Annotated in this window: 16 protein-coding genes, 1 pseudogene and 1 riboswitch; of the genes and pseudogenes, 12 read left to right on the plus strand and 5 right to left on the minus strand. The window is 71.7% G+C overall.

Annotated features, from left to right (window positions below):
• From ABYE80_RS06535 to ABYE80_RS06555, 5 genes are all read left to right on the plus strand, one after another.
• A partial coding sequence (locus ABYE80_RS06535) for a nitrate/nitrite transporter (protein WP_372789460.1) occupies positions 1-1,035 on the plus strand: 1,035 nt, incomplete at its 5' end.
• Entirely contained in the window at positions 1,032-1,451 is a 420-nt protein-coding gene (locus ABYE80_RS06540; RefSeq protein WP_372789461.1) for a hemerythrin domain-containing protein, read from the plus strand. The genes ABYE80_RS06535 and ABYE80_RS06540, both read left to right, overlap by 4 nt.
• Positions 1,452-1,460: 9 nt before the next feature.
• Positions 1,461-1,952 carry an NUDIX domain-containing protein gene (locus ABYE80_RS06545; RefSeq protein WP_372789462.1) on the plus strand — a complete coding sequence of 164 codons (492 nt, stop codon included), beginning with the start codon at positions 1,461-1,463 and terminating at the stop codon, positions 1,950-1,952.
• An 88-nt stretch (positions 1,953-2,040) separates the two neighbouring features.
• Positions 2,041-2,217: riboswitch (cyclic di-AMP (ydaO/yuaA leader) on the plus strand.
• 3 nt (positions 2,218-2,220) lie between these two features.
• The gene (locus ABYE80_RS06550) at positions 2,221-2,901 is read left to right on the plus strand and encodes a hypothetical protein (protein ID WP_372789463.1); all 681 of its coding nucleotides are present in this window, start codon (positions 2,221-2,223) and stop codon (positions 2,899-2,901) included.
• 102 nt (positions 2,902-3,003) lie between these two features.
• Entirely contained in the window at positions 3,004-3,429 is a 426-nt protein-coding gene (locus ABYE80_RS06555) for an OsmC family protein (protein ID WP_372789464.1), read from the plus strand.
• A gap of 89 nt (positions 3,430-3,518) precedes the next feature.
• Here ABYE80_RS06555 and ABYE80_RS06560 read toward each other — a convergent pair whose 3' ends face one another.
• The gene (locus ABYE80_RS06560; protein ID WP_372789465.1) at positions 3,519-5,750 is read right to left on the minus strand and encodes a diguanylate cyclase; all 2,232 of its coding nucleotides are present in this window, start codon (positions 5,748-5,750) and stop codon (positions 3,519-3,521) included.
• Between the two features lie 234 nt (positions 5,751-5,984).
• Here ABYE80_RS06560 and ABYE80_RS06565 point away from each other — a divergent pair, with 234 nt between their 5' ends.
• Both ABYE80_RS06565 and ABYE80_RS06570 read left to right on the plus strand, forming a co-directional pair.
• On the plus strand, positions 5,985-7,202 hold the full coding sequence (locus ABYE80_RS06565; RefSeq protein WP_372789466.1) for an acetyl-CoA C-acetyltransferase: 1,218 nt from the start codon (positions 5,985-5,987) through the stop codon (positions 7,200-7,202).
• Between the two features lie 2 nt (positions 7,203-7,204).
• Entirely contained in the window at positions 7,205-9,391 is a 2,187-nt protein-coding gene (locus ABYE80_RS06570) for a 3-hydroxyacyl-CoA dehydrogenase NAD-binding domain-containing protein (protein WP_372789467.1), read from the plus strand.
• A gap of 74 nt (positions 9,392-9,465) precedes the next feature.
• On the opposite strand, the gene ABYE80_RS06575 is transcribed toward ABYE80_RS06570, so the two are convergent.
• Positions 9,466-9,993 (minus strand): N-acetyltransferase family protein, encoded by a 528-nt coding sequence (locus ABYE80_RS06575; RefSeq protein ID WP_372789468.1) that lies wholly within the window; start codon positions 9,991-9,993, stop codon positions 9,466-9,468.
• Positions 9,994-10,128: 135 nt separating this feature from the next.
• On the opposite strand from ABYE80_RS06575, the gene ABYE80_RS06580 reads away from it, so the two are divergent.
• Both ABYE80_RS06580 and ABYE80_RS06585 read left to right on the plus strand, forming a co-directional pair.
• Complete coding sequence (locus ABYE80_RS06580) at positions 10,129-11,937, plus strand: putative bifunctional diguanylate cyclase/phosphodiesterase (protein WP_372789469.1); 1,809 nt, start codon at positions 10,129-10,131, stop codon at positions 11,935-11,937.
• On the plus strand, positions 11,924-12,985 hold the full coding sequence (locus tag ABYE80_RS06585) for a hydrogenase expression protein HypE (RefSeq protein ID WP_372789470.1): 1,062 nt from the start codon (positions 11,924-11,926) through the stop codon (positions 12,983-12,985). Before ABYE80_RS06580 ends, ABYE80_RS06585 begins: the two co-directional genes overlap by 14 nt.
• Positions 12,986-13,030: 45 nt before the next feature.
• Here the strand turns inward: ABYE80_RS06585 and ABYE80_RS06590 are convergent, their stop codons facing one another.
• Together ABYE80_RS06590 and ABYE80_RS06595 are read right to left on the minus strand one after the other, a co-directional pair.
• The gene (locus ABYE80_RS06590; protein ID WP_372789471.1) at positions 13,031-13,672 is read right to left on the minus strand and encodes a lysophospholipid acyltransferase family protein; all 642 of its coding nucleotides are present in this window, start codon (positions 13,670-13,672) and stop codon (positions 13,031-13,033) included.
• Between the two features lie 114 nt (positions 13,673-13,786).
• Positions 13,787-15,229, minus strand: a complete 1,443-nt coding sequence (locus ABYE80_RS06595) for an MFS transporter (protein WP_372789472.1) — start codon at positions 15,227-15,229, stop codon at positions 13,787-13,789.
• A gap of 46 nt (positions 15,230-15,275) precedes the next feature.
• Between ABYE80_RS06595 and ABYE80_RS06600 the strand changes: the two genes are divergently transcribed.
• The gene (locus tag ABYE80_RS06600) at positions 15,276-16,289 is read left to right on the plus strand and encodes a TIGR03617 family F420-dependent LLM class oxidoreductase (RefSeq protein ID WP_372789473.1); all 1,014 of its coding nucleotides are present in this window, start codon (positions 15,276-15,278) and stop codon (positions 16,287-16,289) included.
• Here the strand turns inward: ABYE80_RS06600 and ABYE80_RS06605 are convergent.
• Positions 16,276-16,434: a hypothetical protein gene (locus tag ABYE80_RS06605; protein ID WP_372789474.1), complete on the minus strand. Its 159-nt coding sequence runs from the start codon at positions 16,432-16,434 to the stop codon at positions 16,276-16,278. The genes ABYE80_RS06600 and ABYE80_RS06605 overlap by 14 nt on opposite strands.
• A gap of 190 nt (positions 16,435-16,624) precedes the next feature.
• Between ABYE80_RS06605 and ABYE80_RS06610 the strand changes: the two genes are divergently transcribed.
• Together ABYE80_RS06610 and ABYE80_RS06615 are read left to right on the plus strand one after the other, a co-directional pair.
• Positions 16,625-16,891 carry a MoaD/ThiS family protein gene (locus ABYE80_RS06610; protein WP_372789475.1) on the plus strand — a complete coding sequence of 89 codons (267 nt, stop codon included), beginning with the start codon at positions 16,625-16,627 and terminating at the stop codon, positions 16,889-16,891.
• A pseudogene (locus ABYE80_RS06615) lies at positions 16,888-17,385 on the plus strand (exo-alpha-sialidase); the annotation flags it as partial. The gene ABYE80_RS06610 and the pseudogene ABYE80_RS06615, both read left to right, overlap by 4 nt.

The following is a 17,385-nucleotide window of genomic DNA, read 5'->3' on the forward strand; positions in this document are numbered from 1 at the left end:
ATGCGCGTCCCGCTCGGGGCGATGACCGACCGCTACGGCGGCCGGCGCGTGTTCACCGTGCTGCTCGCCTACCTGCCGCTGCCGCTGATCGCGTTGGCGCTCGGCCACGAGTCCTTCGGCGCGGTGCTGGCGTTCGGCTTCATGCTCGGATTCGCGGGGGCGTCGTTCGCGGTCGGCGTGCCGTTCGTGTCCGCATGGTTCCCGCCCGAGCGTCAGGGCTTCGCGCTCGGCGTCTACGGCGTGGGCATGGGGGGCACGGTGGTCGGCGGGCTGACGGCGCCCACCATCGCCGACGAGTGGGGCCTGGAGGCCCCGTTCTGGATCGCCGCCGGCCTCGTCGCCGCGATGACGGTCGTCTTCGTGGTGGTGGCGCGGGACGCACCCCGCACCGCTCCGCCCGCGTCGGGCGGGCTCCGGCACGCCTTCTTCGTGCCGCTGCTGCTGCTGCGGGAGAGCGGGCGTGCCCGCGCGCTGACCCTCTTCTACTTCCTGTCCTTCGGCGGGTTCGTCGCGATGTTCCTGTACCTGCCGAAGCTCCTGACCTCCGTGCACGAGCTGACGAAGGCCGACGCCGGGGCGCGGGCGGCGGGGTTCGCCCTGCTGGCGGTCATCGGCCGGCCTCTCGGCGGATGGCTCGCCGACCGCTTCGGCGCCGAACGCGTCCTGCGGGCCTCGTTCGCGGGGACCGGGGCGATGGCGCTGCTGCTCGCCGCCACGTACGAGTACATGGTGCCGCTGACCATCGCGTGCCTCAGCCTCGCGCTCCTGCTCGGGGTCGGCACCGGGGCCGTGTTCAAGCTCGTCCCGCACTGGTTCCCCGACCGGGTCGGGTCCGTGACGGGCGTCGTGGGTGCCGCCGGTGGCCTGGGCGGCTTCTTCCCGCCGCTGGTCATGGCCGTCGTCTTCGAGACGACCGGCGGATACGCGCTGGGATTCATCCTGATGGCGATCGTCGCGGCGGCGTGCCTGGTCGTCCTGACCGCCGTCCACCGCGTCTCGACACCGACCCCCGATCGCGAGGCGATACCGGCATGAGACGCAGCCCGCAGCTCGTCCCGCTCTCCCACGAGCACCACGTCGCGCTCGAGGCTGCGCTGCGGCTTCGGCGCGCGGAGGCGACGGATGTCGAGGATGCCGTCGCCCGGTTCGCCGCGTTCTGGGATGACGTCGGGGAAGCGCACTTCGCCCGGGAGGACGACGTCCTCGGGGCGGTGGGGTCCGACGACCCCCCGCTGGCGGAGCGCGTGCGGCAGATGACCGCCGAGCACCACGAGATCCGGGGGCTCGCCGCCGCGGTCCTGGCCGGCACGCCCGACGTGACCGCCGCGAGGTCGCTCGGAGAGCGCCTGAACGACCACGTCCGCTTCGAGGAGCGCGAGCTGTTCCCGCTCATCGAGGAACGGCTGGCGCCCGAGGCGCTCGAACGGGTGGGGCAGGCTCTACGCGCGTAGGCTCCGAGGATGAGCGGAGCCGTGCGGCGCCCACGCACGAGTGCGGGACTGCTGCCCTACCGGGTCGCGCCGGACGGTCAGGTCGAGGTGCTCATCGCGCACATGGGCGGGCCGTTCTGGGCACGCAAGGACGAGCGGGCATGGTCGATCGTCAAGGGCGAGTACGACCCCACGGTCGAGGACCCCCTGGACGCGGCTCGCCGGGAGTTCTGCGAGGAGACGGGCTTCGCCGTCCCGGCGGGAGCGCCGCGACCGCTCGGTGAGGTGCGGCAGTCCGGCGGCAAGACGGTCGTCGCGTGGGCGGTCGAGGCCGACCTGGATCCCGGCGCGCTGACCCCGGGCACGTTCACGATGGAGTGGCCGCCGCGGTCGGGCCGTCAGCAGGAGTTCCCCGAGATCGACCGGGTGGCCTGGGTGGACCCGGACGGCGCCCGCGCGAAGCTCGTGTCGGGGCAGGTCCCGTTGGTGGATCGGCTGCTGGACGTGCTGCGCGACGGGTGAGTCCCGTCCACCGCCGGCGCGCCTGTGACGGGCGTCACGTTGCAGGGCGTAACGCTCGCCGCGCGGCGGCCTAGCTGCTTGTACAGACACACCGACCAGCCGAATCCCCTGCGCTCCTCGTGCCGGGGAACGGGGGACCCATCCGGACCACCGAGCGCCCTTGACCGCGCCGGAGGACCACGGGGCGAATCGCCGTCACAGCGCGGCGTAGCGCACCTTCAGCGCGAGCCCGTCAGCTCACCCCGTAGGCACCGAAGGAGAACTCGCCGTGCCGACCAACCGCATTGCCGTGCGCACGCTCACGACCGTGGGCGCGACCGCCGCGCTGACCATCTCGAGCCCTGGCCTCGCCGGGGCCCAGGCCCCGCTGCCAACCGGACCGCAGCCGCTCCTGGGCGCCGTGCCGCACGGGCTCACCCCGCTCCCGCAGGATTCGCCCCCGGCGTCCGCGCTGTCCGCCGGCACGGTCGACGCCCTCGTGGACGAGCTGCGCGAGGACGCGCGGCGCGCCCGCGCCCGTCGCGAGCAGGCCGGCCCGACCCGCCGGCTGCGGCTCACCGAGGCCGGACGGGTCGTGGTCCCCGATGGGGCGCCGCGACGCGTGCGGCGTCTGCTGCAGGCGACCAACCGCATCGCGCATCGTCCCTACGTCTGGGGTGGGGGCCACGGGTCGTGGAAGGCCTCCGGGTACGACTGCTCCGGCTCGGTGGGGTACGCGCTGCACGCCGCGGGCGTCCTGGACCGCTTCGTGACCTCGGGCGACCTCGCCTCGTACGGCAAGCCGGGCCGCGGCCGCTGGGTCACGATCTACGCCAACGCCGGGCACACGTACATGGTCGTCGCGGGCGTGCGGTTCGACACCACCGCCTACAAGCAGACCGGGTCGCGCTGGACGCGCGACACCCGCGATCACGGTGGCTACACCGTCCGCCACCCGGCCGGGCTCTGACCCGCGCCGATCCGCGGTCGCGGCGGCCGCGTAGGAGAGGATGCATGCGGCGTGGCCTGGGCGGGCACGCTGACAGCAGACATCCAACGCAGAGGAGACGAGATGCCGTCGGTCGGAACAGCGCAGTGGCAGGGTGACCTCAAGGGAGGCAGCGGGACGTTCAAGGCCGGTGACTCGATCGGGGGCAGCTACTCGTTCACGTCGCGCTTCGAGGACGGTGACGGCGCCAACCCCGAGCAGCTCATCGGCGCCGCCCACGCCGCGTGCTTCTCCATGGCGCTCTCGAACCTGCTCGCCGAGGCCGGGCACACCCCGGAGAGCGTCGAGACGACCGCGAAGGTCACGCTCAAGATCCTCGACGACGGCCCGGCCATCACGCGGATCGCGCTGAGCACCGTCGGGCGGGTGCCCGGGCTCGACGAGGCGACGTTCGTCGAGCACGCCGAGGCGGCGAAGGTCGGCTGCCCGGTGAGCAAGGCGCTGGCCGCCGTGCCCGAGATCACGCTGGAGGCGTCGCTGGCCTCCTAGCCCTCGCGGCGCGGCCGAACTTGGCGGGCACTCCCGCACCAGGCCGAGTGTTCCCGCCAAGGTCGCGCGGGCGGTGGGTCCTCGCGTGCTCAGGCCGTGCGGCTGCGCCGGCCCTCGCGCGCCCGGTCGTTCGCGAGGACGACCCGGTCGCGGCCCTCATCCTTGGCGACGTAGAGCGCCGCGTCGGCGGCGTTGACGAGATCCCCGGCGTTCGTCGCATGCGCGGGATACGAGGCGACCCCGATGGAGATCGTCTGACCTCCTATCGCGACGCGCTCGTGCCGGACGACCAGCGCGCCGACGCGGCGCCGCAGCGCCTCGGCCTGGATGAGGGCCGATTCCGTGTCGCAGTCGGGCAGGATGACCGTGAACTCCTCGCCGCCGAACCGGCAGATCACGTCGGAGGCCCGGAAGGTGCTCTGCAGCTCGACGGCGACCGCGTGGAGGACCGCGTCGCCGGCCGCGTGGCCGTGCGCGTCGTTGCACTCCTTGAAGTGGTCGAGGTCGGCCTGGAGCACGGCCAGGTGGCCGTGGGTGCGTCCGGCCCGGGCGATCTCGCGGTGCAGCGTCTCCTCCATGTACCGCCGGTTGAACAGACCGGTCAGCGGGTCGCGGATCGACAGGTCCCGCAGCCGGTCGCGGAGCTGCAGGTTGCGCGCGGCGAGCGCGACCTGGCGGGCGATCGTCGTGGCCAGCGGGGCGACCCGGTCCGCGTAGGCCTGGGCCGGCTCGGCGTCCGGCACCTGCTCGTCGGACAGCACGTGCAGGACGCCGATCGTCTCGCCCTGGCCGATCATGGGTACGCAGAGGCAGCGGCTGACCGGTGAGTCGAGCAGGTGGGGGCAGCGCGGCGCTTGCGATCCGGAGACGTGGGGCTGTCCGCGGCGCAGGGCCCAGCAGTCGGTCGCGGCGAACGGCGGGGGGACGGGGGTGGCCGAGCCCCAGATCGCCGCCACCTCCAGCGACCCTCCCTCGTGGGGGAGCGTGGAGATCAGTCCGTGGGTGCGGGGCAGGAGGTGTCCGGCGGCCCGCGCCGTGACCGCGTAGGCCTCGTCCACCGCGACGCAGCTCGCGAGCAGGTCGCCGAGCTCGTTCAGCTCGAGGATCTCGGCGTTCGTGCGCTCGAGCTCGGTTCGCTGACGCTCGAGCCGCTGCTCGTGCTCGCGCTCCGCCGTGACCTCGCGCGTGACGACGACGATCCCGTCGTGCACCTTGGTGACCCGCACGTCGAACGCGCGTCGCGCGTGGGTCCCGTCGGCCCAGTCCGCCTCGTACCAGAGCGTGGGCTGCACCCAGGGCTCGCCCGTCTCGACGACCCGGCGGTACGCGTCGATCAGGCCGCTGGGTCCGTGCTCGGGGAGGACGTCGAGCAGCGTGCGGCCTTCGATGTCGGCCTGGGTGCGGCCCGCCATCGATGCGGCGGTGAGGTTCGCGTACTCCCAGCGGAAGTCCGTGATGCCGCCGTGCTCGTCGCGGATGCTGCTGAACACCGCGAGCGCGTCGTGCAGGTGGTCCACCGACGCGCGGAAGCGCTCCTCGCTGACCCTGAGCTCCTGCTCGGCGCGGGCGCGGTCGGTGACGTTGCGCCAGGTCGCCGCGAACCCGTCGCCCAGCCTCCACACGCGGATGTCGTAGGCCCCGCTCAACCCGTCGTCGTCGTAGGCCATCTCCGTGGCGGACCACGGGACCCCCGTCTCGACGACGTCCCGGCACTCGGGGAACCCCCTGGACCGGGTCATGGGGATGACCTCGAGCATGCGGGTGCCGAGCATGGCGTCCCGGTCGATGCCGAACGCCTCGACGCCCACGTCGTTGACGTAGGCCCACTCGAAGTCCACGATCGCGGTGCCGTCACGGACGGCGCGGGCGATCACGAACCCGTCCAGCATGCTGTCGAGGCTCGTGCGCAGTTGCTGCTCGCTCTCGACGATGCGCGCCTCGGCGGCGGTGCGTGCCGTGGCGTCGCGGACGGCCGCCGCGACCATCACGTGGCCGTCCGTCTCGATCGGGGTGAGGCTCACGTCGACCGGGAACTCGCTCCCGTCCGCGCGGACGGCGTGCAGGTGGGCCCCGGACTCCATGGCCCGACCGGTCGGGTGCCGCTCGTACTCGGCTCGCAGGTCGGCGTGCCGGCGCTTGAGGCCCGCCGGGACGAGGATCTCGACCGGGCGGCCGACGAGATCCCCGGGCTGCCAGCCGAAGAGCGCGCTGACCTGGTGGTTCTGCAGCCGGATGACGCCGTGGTCGTCGACCACGACCACGGCGTCCGCGGAGGCGTCGAACAGCTGCTGGTAGAAGCGGAGATCGTCGAAGTGAGCCATGGTCGACACGCCAACTCGGCTCGGGGAGCGGGGGAACGGGCCGGCGCGGCGTTCCCCCCTGTTGTCGGCCGTTCCCGCCGACGACTTGAGGTCCGTCGGCGGGCTGGTACTGGCACTCTGCCAACAACGCGCTACGATCCCGTCGCCGCCGATTCCGATGTCGTCGGCGGTTCTACGGACGTCGGGTCCCTACCTGTCCGTGTCAGAGAGCTACCTCGAGGAGTTCACACCCCCATGAGCAGCACCGAAGCGTTCGTCTACGACGCCATCCGCACGCCGCGTGGCAAGGGCAAGTTCAACGGGTCCCTGCACAACGTGAAGCCCGTCGACCTCGTGGTCGGCCTGATCCACGAGACCCTGTCCCGCAACGACCAGCTCGATCCGAACGAGGTCGAGGACGTGGTCCTGGGCTGCGTCTCCCCGATCGGCGACCAGGGTGGCGACATCGCCAAGACCGCCGCCATCAAGGCCGGCCTGCCGGACACCGTCGCCGGCGTGCAGCTCAACCGCTTCTGCGCCTCCGGCCTCGAGGCCGTGAACGCCGCGGCGCAGAAGGTCGCCTCCGGCTGGGAGGACCTCGTCTTCGCCGGCGGCGTCGAGTCGATGTCCCGCGTCCCGATGGGTTCCGACGGCGGCGCCTGGGCCATGGATCCCGAGACGAACTTCGACACCGGCTTCGTCCCGCAGGGCATCGGCGCCGACCTGATCGCCACGGTCGAGGGCTGGACCCGCGAGGACGTCGACGCGTTCGCCGCCCGCTCCCAGGAGCGCGCCGCCAACGCCCAGGCCAACGGCTACTTCGACAACTCCGTCATCCCGGTGCGGGACCTCAACGACCAGGTCGTCCTGGACAAGGACGAGTTCATCCGCCCCGGCACCACGGTCGAGTCGCTCTCGGGCCTGAAGCCGTCGTTCGCGATGATGGGGGAGATGGGCGGCTTCGACGCCGTCGCGCTCCAGAAGTACCACTGGATCGAGAAGATCAACCACGTCCACCACGCCGGCAACTCGTCGGGCATCGTGGACGGCGCCGCGCTCGTCACGATCGGCTCGGAGAAGGCCGGTGAGCGCAACGGGATGACGCCGAAGGCCCGCATCGTGTCGACCGCCCTCTCCGGCGCGGACCCGACGATCATGCTGACGGGCCCCGGCCCGGCCAGCAAGAAGGCCCTCGCCAAGGCGGGCCTGAAGGCCGAGGACATGGACCTCATCGAGATCAACGAGGCGTTCGCGGCCGTGGCCCTGCGCCTGGTGAAGGACCTCGACGTCGACATGGACAAGGTCAACGTCAACGGCGGCGCGATCGCCATGGGGCACCCGCTCGGCGCGACCGGCGCGATGATCCTCAACACGATCATCGACGAGCTGCACCGCACCGGCGGCAAGTACGGCCTCTGCACCCTCTGCGTGGGTGGCGGCATGGGCATCGCGACGGTCGTGGAGGCCCTCTAGTCATGAGCACGATTCGCTACGAGCAGGACGCCGACGGCATCGTCAACCTCGTCCTCGACGACCCCAACCAGTCCGCGAACACGATGAACGCCGACTTCATGGCCTCCTTCAAGGAGGTCGTGAACCGGCTCGAGTCCGAGAAGGACGGCGTCAAGGGCGTCATCATCACCTCGGCGAAGAAGACCTTCTTCGCCGGCGGCGACCTCAACGACCTCAAGCGGGTCGGACCCGGCGACGCCGCGGAGTTCTCCGCGGGTGTCGAGGATCTCAAGGCCGACATGCGCCGCCTCGAGACGCTCGGCAAGCCCGTGGTCGCGGCCGTCAACGGTGCGGCCCTGGGCGGCGGTCTGGAGATCTGCCTGATCGCCCACCACCGTGTCGTCGTGAACGACCCGAAGATCCAGCTCGGCTTCCCCGAGGTCCAGCTCGGGCTGCTGCCCGGCGCCGGTGGCGTCGTGCGGTCGGTCCGCATGCTCGGGATCGTGAACGCGCTGATGGGCCTGCTGCTGCAGGGCCAGCGCGTGCGCCCGGACAAGGCGCTCGAGATGGGCCTGATCAGCGAGCTCGTCGACTCGCCGGAGGCCCTGATCCCGGCCGCGAAGGCGTTCATCGAGGCCAACCCCGAGTCCCAGCAGCCGTTCGACGTCAAGGGCTACAAGATCCCGGGTGGCAAGCCGAGCACCCCGGCCCTGGCGCAGAACCTGCCGGCGTTCCCGGCCAACCTGCGCAAGCAGCTCAAGGGCGCGAACTACCCGGCCCCGAAGGCGATCATGGCCGCGGCGGTCGAGGGCGCGCAGGTCGACGTCGACAACGCGCTGGCGATCGAGGGTCGCTACTTCACGTCGCTGGCCACCGGTCAGGTCGCGAAGAACATGATCCAGGCGTTCTTCTTCGACATGAACGCGGTCAACGGCAAGCGCGGCCGCCCGGACGACATCGAGACGTTCGCGTCCAAGAAGGTCGTCGTCCTCGGCGCCGGCATGATGGGCGCCGCGATCGCCTACGTGTGCGCCAAGAGCGGCATCGAGGTCGTGCTCAAGGACGTCTCGCAGGAGGCGGCCGACAAGGGCAAGGGCTACAGCGAGAAGCTCGTCGCCAAGGGCATCGAGAAGGGCAAGACCACGCAGGAGAAGGGCGACGCCCTGCTCGCGCGGATCACCCCGACCGACGATCCGTCGCTGGCGCAGGACGCCGACCTCGTCATCGAGGCGGTCTTCGAGGACCCGTCCGTCAAGGAGAAGGTCTTCGCGGAGATCGAGCCGTTCCTGAAGCCCGACGCGCTGCTGGGCTCCAACACGTCCACGCTGCCGATCACCTCGCTGGCCGAGTACGTCTCGCGCCCCGAGGACTTCATCGGCCTGCACTTCTTCAGCCCGGTGGACAAGATGCCGCTGCTGGAGATCATCAAGGGCGAGCGGACCAGCGACGAGACGCTGTACCGGGCGCTGGACGTGTCCAAGCAGATCAAGAAGACCCCGATCGTCGTCAACGACTCACGTGGGTTCTTCACCTCGCGCGTCATCGGCACGTTCATCAACGAGGGCATCGCGATGGTCGCCGAGGGCATTCCCGCCCAGTCGATCGAGCAGGCGTCCTCGCAGGCGGGCTACCCCGCGCCGGTCCTGCAGCTCACCGACGAGCTCAACATGGAGCTCATGGTGCGCATCCGCAAGGCGGGCAACGACGCGCTGGTCGCCGAGGGCAAGGAGCCCGTGAGCCACCCGGCGTTCGACGTCATCGACAAGATGATCGAGGCGGGCCGTCCGGCTCGCGTCCGGGGCGCCGGGTTCTACGAGTACGGCGAGGACGGCAAGCGCACCGGCCTGTGGAAGGGCCTGACCGAGCTGTTCCCGGTCACCGTCGACCCGATGACGATCTCGCTGAAGGACCTCGAGGAGCGGATGCTCTTCGCGGAGGCCCTGGAGACCGTCAAGTGCCTCGACGAGGGTGTGCTCGAGACCGTGTCCGACGCCAACATCGGCTCGATCATGGGTATCGGCTTCCCCGCCTGGACGGGCGGCGTGCTCCAGTACATCAACGGCTACGACGGCGGGGTCGCCGGCTTCGTCGCGCGCTCGCGTGAGCTCGCCGCGCAGTACGGCGACCGCTTCCAGCCGCCGGCCTCGCTGGTGGCGAAGGCCGAGAGCGGCGAGATCTACGCCGACGAGCAGGTGGCCGCCACCGCCTGAGGCGGTCGCGCGTTCCGGTCGTACCCGAGGGCCCCGCGATCGCGGGGCCCTCGCCGTTTCGCCGTCGGTTCCGGCTACGCGGCGACGACGCCGAGGCCGTCGTGCGCGGCGTCGAGCCGGAGGCGGTAGCTGCGCTGCAGCCCGTCGGAGCCCGTGGGACGGAAGCCGAAGCGATGCAGCAGCGCGAGCGACGCGTGGTTCTCGGTGAGGACGTGGGCGTCGAGGGCGTGCACGCCGGCCTCGCGCGCGTGGTCGAGCAGCAGGGTGGTCAGGGTTCCGCCGACACCGCGGCCCTGCCAAGCGTCGACCACCGCGACGGCGACCTCGGCCGCACCGTCGTCCGTGCGCACGTAGCGCGCGACGGCGATGCCTTGGCAGCCGGGCGCGCCCATCGCGACCAGCGCGACGTGGTTCACGCCGTCGACGTCGGTCAGGTAGTCGATCTCCCGACGGGTGAAGCGCGGCTTCGGCGCCGCGAACCGCAGGTAGCGGCTGTGGGCCGAGAGGCCGTCCAGGGCGGCGACGTACGCGTCGCGGTCCGCCGCGCCGAGGGGCCGGACCATGATGCGCTCGCCGCTGGGGAGGGGAACGAGAACGGGCATGCCCGCAGCGTACGCCTGTGAGTTGCCTGAAGCAACGGACTATGTGATGTGTGTCACGTAGTCGCCACTTCTGGGGCTCCGCACAGGACGAATGATCGGTGGTCGGCCCCCGCTCCGGGTGACATCGTTCGGCGGATGGCAACCCTCGGGGAGATCCTGCGTTGGGTGGTCTACACCGTCAGTCACGCCTACTACCGGGCTGCGATGTACATCATGCGTCGCGACCGGCTGCTGTCCGGCTCCGAGCGGAAGTTCCGGGCGCTCCTGGAGAGCGCCCCCGACGCGATGGTCCTCGTGGACTCCCGCGGGCACATCGCCCTGGTCAACGCGCAGACCGAGAAGCTGTTCGGCTACCGCCGCGAGGAGCTCATCGGCCAGAGCGTCCACGACCTCGTGCCCGAGGACTCCCGAGCGCGCCACCGCCAGCACCACAAGGGCTACATGAAGAACGCCACGCGGCGGGCGATGGGGCACGACCTCGAGCTGCGCGGCCGTCGCAAGGACGGCACCGAGTTCCCCGTCGAGGTCAGCCTCAGCCCCATGGAGACCGACGAGGGCACGCTGGTCATGAGCGCGATCCGTGACGTCACCGAGCGCAAGGACGCGGAGGCCCAGCTCCGCCACCTCGCCGAGCACGACGTGCTGACCGGCCTGCTGAACCGCCGTTGCTTCGAGCAGAACTTCGAGCGCGAGGTCGCGATCGGGTCGCGCTACGGGACCGAGGGCGCGCTGCTGCTGCTCGACATCGACAGCCTCAAGGACATCAACGACACCCTGGGCCACCCGTGCGGGGACGAGCTGCTGCGCCGGGTCGCGACGCTGCTGCGGGCCCGCCTGCGCAACACCGACATCATCGCCCGGCTCGGTGGCGACGAGTTCGCCGTGATCCTCCCGCACACCGACATCGTCCAGGCGACCGCGCTCACGGAGGAGCTGCTGCAGACGATCCGCGAGGGAGTCATGGTGGTCGGGAGCAAGCGCGTCGGCGTGAGCTGCAGCGCGGGGATCGCCGGGTTCGGCGAAGGCGCGCTCCCGGAGGACGTCATGCTCGCCGCGGACGTGTCCCTGTACGCGGCCAAGGATCAGGGACGCGACCGGGTGATCGTCCATCGCCCGGGGCACGGGGAGGTCGTCAAGCGGCAGGTGCGTGCCTCCTGGACCCAACGCCTGCGCGAGATCCTCGACGCCGACGCGCTCGTGCCCTACCGCCAGCCCATCCTCGACACGATGCTGGGCTACGTGACGCAGTACGAGCTGCTCGTGCGCGTGCTGAACGAGGCCGGCCAGCCGATCGCGCCGAGCAACTTCCTCCCGACCGCCGAGCGGACGGGCATGATCGTGCAGATCGACCGCTTCATGGTCGAGCGCGCCCTGGAGCTGATCGTCGAGCAGTCACGCGTCGGCGCTCCGGGCGTGCCGATGTCCTACGCGGTCAACCTCTCGGCACGGACCCTCGCCGATCCCGGGCTCCCCAGGATCCTCGCCCGGCGCGTCGAGACGTCGGGGATCGACCCGCGGCTCCTCGTCTTCGAGGTCACGGAGACCGCGGCCATCGCCAACATGGAGGCCGCGCGCGAGTTCGCGGCCCCGCTGCGCGAGCTCGGCTGCACCTTCGCCCTCGACGACTTCGGGTCGGGCTTCGCCTCCTTCTTCCACCTCAAGCATCTGCCACTGGACTGGCTGAAGATCGACGGCGACTACATCAAGGACCTGCCGCACAGCACCACCGACCAGGTGATCGTGCGCAACGTCGCGGAGATCGGGCGCAACCTCGGGCTCCGGACCACCGCCGAGTTCGTCGGCGACCAGCAGACCCTGGACATGGTCACGCGCTACGGCGTCAGCCACGCGCAGGGCTTCTTCATCGGACACCCGGAACCGGCGTACGATCGTGCGGGCGTGGCGGTCGACGACCTCGGGAGGACTGGGCATGAGCACGGCTGAGACGACAGCGCACCACGGTCGCGACGAGGAGATGACGGTCCACGTCCTCTGGGTGACGGGTGGCCTGGGCTGCGACGGGGAGTCCGTCGCGATGACCGGCGCCACGAACCCCAGCATCGAGGACATCCTGCTGGGCTCGATCCCCGGACTCCCGACGGTCGCGTTCCACAACCACATGCTCGCGGTCGAGAGCGGCGAGGACTTCATCCAGCACTTCCTCGACGCCGAGAACGGCCTGGCATTCCCGTACATCCTGGTCGTGGAGGGCGCCGTCGGCAACGAGGAGATCAACGGCGACGGCTACTGGAGCGGGTTCGGCGTCAACCCGTTCGACGGCCAGCCGATCACGGTCAACGAGTGGATCGATCGCCTCGCCCCCAAGGCGTCCGCGATCCTGGCGGTCGGGACGTGCGCGACCTACGGCGGCATCCCGGCGATGCGCGGCAACCCCACCGGCGCGATGGGGGTGCCCGACTACCTCGGATGGAAGCGCCGAACGCGCGGCGGCCTGCCGATCGTCTGCCTGCCGGGATGTCCCTCCCAGCCGGACAACATCACGCAGATCCTGCTGCAGCTCGTCTGGTACGTGGCCGGTCGCGGCCCCGCTCCCGAGCTCGACGAGCAGCTGCGCCCGGTCGAGATGTTCGGTCGGACGACCCGCGAGGGCTGCAACCGGGCGGGCTTCACCGAGCAGGGCAAGTTCGCTACTACGCACGGGGACGATCAGCGGTGTCTCGTGCAGCTCGGGTGCAAGGGACCGGTGGTGAAGTGCAACGTCCCGTTGCGGGGGTGGATGGGCGGCGTCGGCGGGTGCCCGAACGTCGGCGGCATCTGCATCGGGTGCACGATGCCGGGCTTCCCGGATCGCTACGTCCCGTTCCACGACCCCGACGTCTGGGGGGCGACGGCGGCCAACTTCCAGCGCTTCACCTACGGGCCGGTCTTCCGCTTCTTCCGCAAGCTCAACCTCGAGAAGAAGTTCGACCGCGAGCCGGACTGGCGCAGGACCGGCAAGGAGCTGCGGACCGGCTACACGCCCGACTGGTAGCCACTCGCGGTGCCCAGCAGCCGGGCCGGGCGGTGAGATCGCGAATCAGTCGTCCTGCGCGGGCCGTGGCCTGCGGCCCGCCCGCACTCGAGGCGCGGCCTCGCGGATCTCGGCGACGAGGCGAGCGGCGAACTCCGCTGGGCTCTCATCCGACCGCAGCCCCCCTCCGGCGGGCCTGAAGAACTCCACGCTGACGCGCGGCCTCGACCTGGGGAACCGGGGGATGTCCACGGTGCCCATGACCCGCGCGCACACGATCTCGGCCTCGGGGACCTCGGCGGCGAGCCGGCCGATGCCGCTGCGCGCACGAAGCTCACGTCCCAGGCTGCGGGTGCCCTCGGGGAACACGCCGATGCACGCGCCGTCGCGCAGGCGTTCGATCGCCGTCGCCATCGCCGCGAGGTCGCCCTTGCCGCGCTCGATCGGGATCTGGCCCATGCCGTCGAGGATCAGGCCGAGGCCGGGCTTCCACAGCGATCGCTTGGCGAGCGCGCAGATCTGCCGACGGGGCATGCCGGCGATGCCGATCGCGACCGGGTCCCAGTAGCTGTCGTGGTTCCCGGCGATGAGCAGCGGGCCCTCGGAGGGAAGGAGGTCCTGGCCGACGACCTCCAGGCGCCCCCAGCTCCTGACGGCGGGGGAGCATGCGGCCATCGCGAAGCGATAGGTGCGGGTGATCGGCGCCACGAGGCCAACCCTAGTTCGCCCGGCCGTCGGCACGCCGTGTGGTCTGCGGCACCGGTCGAGCATCCGCCGCCGGCGGTCCCGCGCGGATCCCGGGCGCCGTCCCCGCGAACGCGCTCAACCCGCCGGCTGATCTCCTCCCGTGCCGGCCGTGCCGACCAGCGGCGCTCCGCCGCTTCGCGGTACCAGCGCCATCACGACGAACGCGACGGCCACGAGCAGCGACGCGGCCACGACCAGCGCGACGTGCAGGCCTCGCATCCAGTCCTCGGCGGCGGCCCCCGCCAGCCGTCGTCCGCCGTCGGCCGCGTCACCGGAGTGGGCCGCGATGATCGTCCCCAGGACGGCGACGCCGAGCGTCTGCCCGACCTGCCGGCTGGCGTTGTGCACGGCGGACGCCATGCCGGTGCGAGCCGCAGCGATCGAGCCGAGCGCGGTCACGGTCATCGGCGGGAGCGCGGTGCCGATACCGACGCCGATGAGCGCGACGTTCCACCAGACCGCGTCGTACGGGATCTCGGGGTCCAGGCGCACCATCGCCAACGTCGCGACCGCCGCGATCACGAGGCCCACCAGCATCGGAGGGCGCGGGCCCGTCCGTCCCGTCAGCCGTCCCGCGACGGGCGCGCAGAGCATGACCGCGGCGCCCAGCGGCAGCATGCAGAACCCGGTCTCGAGCGCGCTGCGGCCCTGCACCTGCTGGAAGAAGATCGAGAAGTACACCGTGGAGCCGATCAGGGCGAAGAACACGACCGCTCCCGCGATGTTCGCGGCCGCGAACGTCGGGAGCCGGAGGAGCCCCGGGTCGACGAGCGGGTCCGGCCGGGACCGCTCCCAGCGGACGAAGCCGGTGAAGAGGATGCTCGTGAGTGCCGCGGACCCCACGATCGCGGGGGACGTCCAGCCCAGGCCGCGCCCCTCGATGATCGTGAAGCACAGTGCCGCGACCCCGCCCGTGAGCAGCAGCGCCCCCTCGAGGTCGAAGCGGTGCGGCGAGGGCAACGGGCGCAAATGCGGGATCGAGCGGATGCCGGCGAGGATCAGCAGGGCGGCGAGCGGCACGTTCACGGCGAAGACCGCGCGCCAGCCGAGGACCTCGACCAGCACCCCGCCCACCGTGGGGCCCGTGGCGAGGCCCAGCCCGGACCCGGTGGCCCACACCCCGATGGCCTTCGCGCGCTCACCCGGGTCGGGGAACACGGTCGTCACGATCGCCAGCGACGCGGGCAGGAGCAGCGCGGGACCGATGCCCTGCACGACGCGCCCGGCCAGCAGCGTGGCGATGTCCGGGGCCACGGCGCACCACAGCGACCCCGCCCCGAACAGGGCCAGCCCGCCGAGGAACGTGGTGCGGCGACCGCGTCGGTCGCCGAGCACGCCACCGGCCACGAGCAGTGACGCGAACACGATGACGAACGCGTCGACGACCCACTGCTGCTCCGCGGCCGTCGCCTGCAGGTCGCGGCCGAGGTCGGGGAGGGCGACGGCGACGACGCTCGCCGACGCCACCGAGACGGCCTGCGCCGCCGTGACCGTGAGGAGGACGACGCGCCGCGACACCACCGCAGCCTAGAGGTCCGCGGCGCCGATCGGCGATGCTCCAGCGATGGACGTCGACCTGACCTTGCGCGCCCTGCCGATCACCGAGGTGGCAACGGCGGCCCGAAGGGCCGAGGACCTCGGGTTCGACGCGGTCGGCGTCACCGAGTCCACCGGCAATCCGTTCCTCGCCGCCGCGCTCGCCGCCACCGCCACCAGTCGTGCGCGCATCGCCACGGGTATCGCGCTGGCGCTGCCCCGCACGCCGATGGACGTCGCGTACACGGCGTGGGATCTCCAGACGCTGAGCGAGGGCCGGTTCGCGCTCGGGCTCGGCTCCCAGGTGCGTGCGCACGTCGAACGGCGGTACGGGGCGTCGTTCGAGCGGCCCGCCGCGCGGATGCGGGAGCACACCCTCGCGCTGAAGGCGATCTTCGCCGCATGGGAGACCGGCGAGGAGTTGCGGTTCGAGGGCGAGTTCTGGACGCACACGCTGATGCCGCCCAACTTCCGCCCGCAGGCCCAGCCGCACGGTGCGCCCCCGATCCTGCTCGCGGCGGTGCGTGAACGGATGCTGGAGGTCGTGGGCGAGGTGGCGGACGGGCTCCTCGGCCATGCCTTCCAGACGGTCGACGTCCTGCGCGAGGTGACGCTGCCGGCGGTCCAGCGCGGACTGGAGACCGCGGGGCGGACCCGGTCCGACATCGAGATCACCGCCGGGATCTTCGTCGCCACCAACGACGAGGAATGGGAAGCGGTGCGGCGACGTGTCGCGTTCTACGGCTCGACGCCGGGGTACCGGCACGTCCTGGACCATCACGGTCTCGAGACCCTCTTCGAGGCTCTGCACGCACGGAGTCGCGACGGGCGCTGGGCGGAGATGCCGGCCCTGATCGACGACGACGTCCTGGGGCTGTTCGCGGTGCGCGGGGAGGACCCTGCTGCGCTCGCCGCCGACATCGCCGGTCGGCTGGGCGGGCTCGCCGACCGCGTCTCCCTGGCCGGCGAGCACCCCGACCTGCTGCTGTGGTCGCGGATCGCCGCCGCGCTGCGCGATGGCGCCGGGACTACTGCTCCTTGACCACTGCCGTGTAGACCGGGGGGCGGCCGGTGTACCAGAGGGTCGCCTGCAGGACGACGTACCCGCCCGCCAGTCCGGCAGTGATCCGGGCCACACGGGCCGCGAGCGATGAGGGGTCGGGGTCCGCGAGTCGCGCGATGTCCATGCTCGGATGGTCGGTGTACGTCGGGGCCCCGGGAAGGGACCGGACGGCAGGAGTGGGTGGCCTGCGGTTGGACCGACCGTAGGGGCGGACGGAACCGCGTCCCGGCACCGCCGCCGCGGTCCCGCTGCCATCCGCTGGAGTGGCGGCCGGTCTCCTGCGCGTGTCGTCGCATCTCGTCTAAGGTCGGTGCATGCCGACCGTTCGCCTGCGCGGAGCGCTGAGGAGCCGGGCCGGTGACCTCGCGCACCACGAGGTCGCTGGGCGAACCGTGGCCGACCTGCTGCGACGGCTCGAGGACGACCGGGATGCCCTGAGCGGCTGGATCCTCGACGAACGCGGACACATCCGGCGACACATCACCGTGTTCGTCAACGGCGAGCGGGGTACGGAGGACACCGCGCTGGCCGAGGACGACACGGTCGACGTGCTCCCCGCGATCTCCGGAGGGACCCGATGACGGAAGTGCTCGTGGGAACCAAGAAGGGCCTGTTCGTGCTCGACGGGACGCCGAGGTCCGGGTTCGCGGTGACGGCCCGGGCGTTCGCGGGCGAGCCGGTGGAGTACGCGGTCCGCGATCGCCGCAGCGGTCGGGTGTTCGCCGCGGTCACGTCGCCGTTCTACGGCCCGAAGATCTTCTTCACGGACGACCCGGGGGGTGACTGGCAGCAGGCGGCGGGTCTGGCGCTCCCGGAGGGCGGAGACCTCGCGCTCGAGCGGATCTGGGTGATCGTGCCGGGGGAGGCTCCCGGGACGCTGTACGCCGGCGGCGACCCGGGTGTCCTGTTCGAGAGCCACGACGACGGAGCGTCCTGGAGCCTGAACCGGGCCCTGTGGGAGCACCCGACGCGACCACAGTGGCATCCCGGTGGCGGCGGCCTGGCCCTGCACACCATCGCGACCTGGCCGGACGATCCCGACCGCCTCGCCCTGGCGATGTCCGCCACCGGGGTG

The sequence above is a fragment of the Paraconexibacter sp. genome (assembly GCF_041602235.1).
Classification (GTDB): Bacteria; Actinomycetota; Thermoleophilia; order Solirubrobacterales; family Solirubrobacteraceae; genus Paraconexibacter.